Raw genomic sequence first — 5,390 nt, forward strand, 5'->3', positions numbered from 1 at the left:
TAACACGATTGTGATTTTTAGTGCACATGGTGTTTCGCAAGCGGTACAAAATGAAGCGGCTCGCCGTGGTTTAAAAGTGTTTGATGCCACTTGTCCTTTAGTAACCAAAGTGCATATGGAAGTCACCCGTTATGCGCGTACAGGCGTAGAAGCTATTTTAATTGGCCATGCAGGACACCCCGAAGTGGAGGGCACAATGGGGCAGTACGATACTCAATTTGGTGGTCAAATCTATTTAGTAGAAGATGAGGAAGATGTTGCTAAATTAGTGGTAAACAATCCACAACAATTAGCTTTTGTCACTCAAACAACGTTATCGGTAGATGACACCGCACGAGTGATTGATGCCCTACGCGCCAAGTTCCCAGCTATTCAAGGGCCACGCAAAGATGATATTTGTTATGCGACACAAAATCGTCAAGATGCAGTTAAAACCCTAGCACAAAGTTGTGATATAGTATTAGTCGTTGGTTCTCCTAACTCCTCTAATTCAAACCGCTTGCGTGAACTTGCTGAGCGTATGGGAGCTAAGGCATATCTGATTGATAATGCTGAGCAATTACAAAAAGAATGGTTTGATTCAACAAAAAAAATCGGTCTAACCGCGGGCGCATCTGCACCAGAAGTATTAATCCAACAAGTAGTTGCTCGTTTACAAGAATGGGGTGGTTTGACACCTCACGAAATTACAGGGAGAGAAGAAAATGTTGTATTTTCAATGCCTAAAGAGCTACGAATTCCTACTTCTACATTATAAAAACTATATTCTGTTGTAATAAATGAGTGACATTTATTGTCACTCTTTGATGCCTATTGTCTAACAAAACATGTAACAAAATATTAAAAATGACCTCTTGGTCAATTAAAAGTAGCCGACTGTCGCGTTCTGCTTGAGGAGTGGTTATTTAATGTCTAATGTTCACTTAACAAAGTCGGTACTGTGTCAGGTACTGTTAAATTAGACACTAAAATAGGGCTTTAACAAATATAAAATTGGTTCTAATTTGAGTGTTGTGGGGTGTGCGATGTCTAAACAGTGGGGTTTTACATTAGTTGAAGTTATGGTGTCCATAGCTGTGATGGCAGTTATAGTAGCCTTTGCTTTTCCTGCAATGCAATTGATGCAGGCAAACTCACGCATGGCATCAGTAGCTAATGATTTGGCAGCAGACTTAAAGAATGCTCGTTCTAGAGCAATTGTAACTCGTAGCAATATTACATTTAGTGCGAATACAGGCGGATGGTCAAATGGCTGGTCTGCTTCTTTTCAGGTAAATCAATCTGATAGTAGTAATCAAAAAGTGTCTGTTCTTGTTCTGGAAAAGCTTCGATTGCCAGCAGGTATAAGTGTTACGCAATCTGTAACTCCATTGATTTTTAACGGGGCTACAGGACGGGTTGCTGATAGTAGCAATGCTTCCGTGGATGTTGTTTTTAGGGTTTGTGATACCAAAATTTCTAAAGAAACTGGTTCTAATGTATTGTTGAATCGTTTTGGTCGCGTGTTAATACAACGCCATAATGATGACTCTACGTGTAATCAATAAAAGGAGATAAGAATGTTTAATCAATTTCCTGCATTAAACAAACAGAAAGGTTTTGGTATGACAGAGGTTATTGTCTCCATGTTAGTTTTGGGCGTAGCTGTTATAGGCTTTTCTGCTTTGCAGGTTAGAGCTTTAGATGTAACTGGAGATTCAATGTTTAGAACTCAGGCAATTGCTCTAGCGCAAGATTTGGGGGAGCGTATTATGTTAAACCCAAATGGAGCAACAAAATATAAAGCAACATGGAATGCAACTAATAGCAGTAATTGTGAAACAGCAAGTTGTACGCCTGAACAAATGGCAGAATATGATATTAAAAGTGTTACTAACACAGCTAAACAAATCTTGCCTAATGGTCAAATAAAATTAATTAAGTGTATAGAACGAAATAATTATTGTGTGTACGTTACTTGGAATAAAACACAACCTAATGCTGAGGGAGCTGCTGATAGCTGTTCTAATGAAAATGATACTTTTGTAACCAATGCTGACTGCGTTAAATTGGAGACTTCATTATTATGATGACTCAATATAGCAAAGGTTTTACCTTAATAGAGTTAATGGTTTCTTTGACATTAGCCTTGATTATTATGTTGTCTGCTATGCAATTGTTATTAACCAACCAAATGAGTTTTAACTTGCAAAGTGGGATGGGGAATGTTCAAGAAAATGGCCGTTTTGCACTGGATTATATTAATAGTACAGTTCGTAGTGCAGAGTACAGCCAAAATATTGCAACTCCAACAACAGGCATTATTATGTTTAAAGATGAGCTGCCGAGTGATGCAGCCAATAAAATCGAAGATAGTCATGTTACAAATAATGATATTACTCTTATAGAAACACAAGTTTCACCTGGTGTTACTAAAAATAAAGGCTATAGCGATCAATTGGTAACTCGTATGTGGATTAGCCAAGCGATGATTGATGGTGGTTTTAGAGATTGTGAGGGGAATGCTGTTACTACTCCTGGTTTTGTGGTTACACGCTACTTTGTTCGTGCTGATCTAACAAGCAATAACGAGGCTTTGGCTTGTGACGCAGGTTTTTATCAAGCCGATGCAGCTTCTGTCAGTAACTATAAAGATAACGGAGTGGTTTTACTCTCTACTATAGATTCATTTCAGGTTTTATTTGGCGTAAGTGCTTTCCCTTTACCAACATTAGGTCAACGGTTTCCTGTGCAATATATGACAGCAAAAGCTTATACAGATATTCCAGTTGCATCTCGTCCAGCGATTGTGTCATTACGTATTGGTTTAGTGGTTCGCTCTAATGAAAAAGTTAACACTGGATTTAATAGTACACCTGAAAAAATAACTGTTTTAGATAAAGAAATTTCTGGAAGTAATTTAGACGATAAGTTTGTTCATCGTTTATTTACGAGTACGTTGGCATTGCGAAATGCGATTTGAGGGTAAAATAATGAATAAAACACCCATCAAAACCTTACAGCAAGGCATGGCTTTGATATCTGTATTGGTTATTTTGTTAATTGTTACATTGTTAGGTGTAACTGCAATGCGTATGGGGCTGTCTGGATTAATGTTAGCAAATAATAGTCAAGTATCACAATTGTTATTTCAGTCGGCAGATATGGGTACGGTGCAATTAACCAATACTATTAATGAAAATATATTGGACTCTATGGATGTAACAGGAGTAATTGGTAATGCATCAGGTGCGGATACTCATTTGTGTCTAAAGCCTACTACTACTGGAACAAATTTTAAATACTTTAAAGCTGGAGCTTGTGATCCTACTAGTAGTAGTGATTATTTGAGTAAAAGAGAAGTTGTTTTAACTCAAGTAAGTTATAGCCGTCGCACGATTACAGATGGTGAGTCTAGTAATGATTTAGATGATATTTCTTTAGCTGGAAGTAGTATATCGGTCACGGGAGCAGCAGAAAAATTGAAAACTTTTTCAACTGCCGTTATTCCAAGCTTTGGAACAGTAAGTGCGAGTGTAATCAAAAATTGCTTGAGTAAAACAAATGCTGATGATGAAGAAAGTGACAATGCATCAGCAGAAACAATTACAGATTGTTTAACTGACGTGGGTGCAGTATTTACAACTCATGCAACCGAATATCGTATTCAGCGGCAATAACATAAACAGGTGAGTTATGAAAAACAATAAATCTATCAGTTTCAAAAAAAACTATTTGGCAACAGCCATTGCCTATGTTTATGTAAGTTTGGCATTAAGCCCTGCTTATGCCAGCGATACCGAAATTTATGTGGATACCAGCAATGCCAGTGCCATTGCCCCTAACTTAATGATGATGTTTGATACATCAGGTAGTATGAAGTGGTGTATTAATGCTAAATCTCCTAATAAGGATGGTGAGGCATGTAACAAATCAGGCGATTTAAGCCGTATAGCTACATTAAAAAAAGCCATGAATCAACTACTTAATGGCGATAATACAGTCACACCTGCAATAGCCCCTGTGCCAGGCTATGTCAAAATGGGTTTGTCTCGTTATCATGCAACGACAGAGAAAGGGGGATATGTTCTTTATCCCGTAAGGCCTTTAGATGCGCTTGTTGCCATTAGCCCCACTGGAGTTGTAGAGAGTTTGTTAACGAATGTTAGTGCTGATGCTATTCAGCAGTCTGACGCTACTAGCTCAGGTACTAATACATCGGGAGACTTAAAAATAGGTTTAGATGGCACCACTGATTATGTCTCAGGTTTTCAATTTGGCAATGTAATGGTGCCTAGGTATGCCACTATTACCAGTGCCTATGTAGAGTTAACCGCTAAAACAGGCAATGCTGGCCTAACCACATGGGAAATTGTTGCCGAAGCCACAGGTGATGCCAGTAATTATGGTAGCCAAATTAACAGCCGTACCTATGGCGGTGTGACTAATTACTCGCCAGATACATGGCTGGCAAATGAAGTTTACAAAATTCCTGTCACCGCCGCTATTAACGAAGTGGTTAATCGTGCCGATTGGTGTGGTGGCAACGCGCTATCTTTGCGTATTAAAGATATTAGTGCCGCCAAAGCTTTGCGTACCGCCTACTCAGCCAATACAGCAGGTTCAGACGCGCAAAAACCCAATTTAGTAGTGAGTTTTTCGATAGACCCCGAAAAAACCAATAGCTGCGTTAAAATAGCAAATGCTACACCAAAAACTACGGTGCTTACTGTTGCCAAGGGGAATGATGATGCAACATGGCAATCTAATAACACAAATTTTAGTAGCACGACTACGAGCTTGCCTTTTAATGCGGTGGTATCTAGCACTAATAAAACCGAATCAGGTATTCTTTTTTCGGGCGTACAAATCCCCAAAGGGGCAACAATTGTTAGTGCAATTTTACGAATTACACCTAATGATGACTACAAAACAACGACCACTGGCTGGTGGAAACCAGTAACCACTGTAAATGTAGCAGATGTGCGTATTGATGGCTTTAGCTCGCCTGATGTAAATTTTTGCCCATCAACAGGCTGTATTTCGGCTACAACTGCCAAAGGCCTTGCATTAACGTCAGCAGCAAGTAGTGTTGTGTGGAAAACGCCTGATTTAACTCAGGATAGCTCTGAAACTATAAATGTGACCAATATTGTCAAAGAAATAGTTGAACCTGGGCCAAATCCTGATCCTCAACCTGAACCAACTCCAGAAAATCCTTGTGTACTTGTTAAGAACTCATGTCATGGTAAACCAGGAGAAGAAATCAACGTGTGCAAAACTCTTACCCCTCTAAAATTTAACAAGGAGGAAATTGCACCAAAAATAAGCTATAACTTTGGAGACTACCTTGATAAGACTTTACTATTTCAAGAACCATTCTGCGGAGGCGGTAAAGTTATTCCAGATAG

The 5,390-nt window shown here is 38.9% G+C and carries 6 protein-coding genes; all 6 read left to right on the top strand.

What is annotated here, in order from left to right; translation table 11 throughout:
- Positions 1-757 (top strand): 4-hydroxy-3-methylbut-2-enyl diphosphate reductase (gene ispH, locus Q0212_RS07905; protein WP_297924270.1); only part of this gene is annotated, 757 nt, incomplete at its 5' end.
- A 268-nt stretch (positions 758-1,025) separates the two neighbouring features.
- Positions 1,026-1,547, top strand: coding sequence for a GspH/FimT family pseudopilin (locus Q0212_RS07910; protein WP_297924272.1), 522 nt, complete (start codon positions 1,026-1,028; stop codon positions 1,545-1,547).
- A 12-nt stretch (positions 1,548-1,559) separates the two neighbouring features.
- The gene (gene pilV / locus Q0212_RS07915) at positions 1,560-2,069 is read left to right on the top strand and encodes a type IV pilus modification protein PilV (protein WP_297924274.1); all 510 of its coding nucleotides are present in this window, start codon (positions 1,560-1,562) and stop codon (positions 2,067-2,069) included.
- Positions 2,066-2,962, top strand: a complete 897-nt coding sequence (locus Q0212_RS07920) for a PilW family protein (RefSeq protein WP_297924276.1) — start codon at positions 2,066-2,068, stop codon at positions 2,960-2,962. The genes pilV and Q0212_RS07920 overlap by 4 nt, the downstream gene beginning before the upstream one ends.
- 10 nt (positions 2,963-2,972) lie before the next feature.
- Positions 2,973-3,659 (top strand): PilX N-terminal domain-containing pilus assembly protein, encoded by a 687-nt coding sequence (locus tag Q0212_RS07925; RefSeq protein ID WP_297924278.1) that lies wholly within the window; start codon positions 2,973-2,975, stop codon positions 3,657-3,659.
- A 16-nt stretch (positions 3,660-3,675) separates the two neighbouring features.
- Positions 3,676-5,390: hypothetical protein (locus Q0212_RS07930; protein ID WP_297924280.1), on the top strand; the 1,715-nt coding region annotated here is incomplete at its 3' end.

The organism is uncultured Agitococcus sp., assembly GCF_937920075.1.
Classification (GTDB): domain Bacteria; phylum Pseudomonadota; class Gammaproteobacteria; order Pseudomonadales; family Moraxellaceae; genus Agitococcus.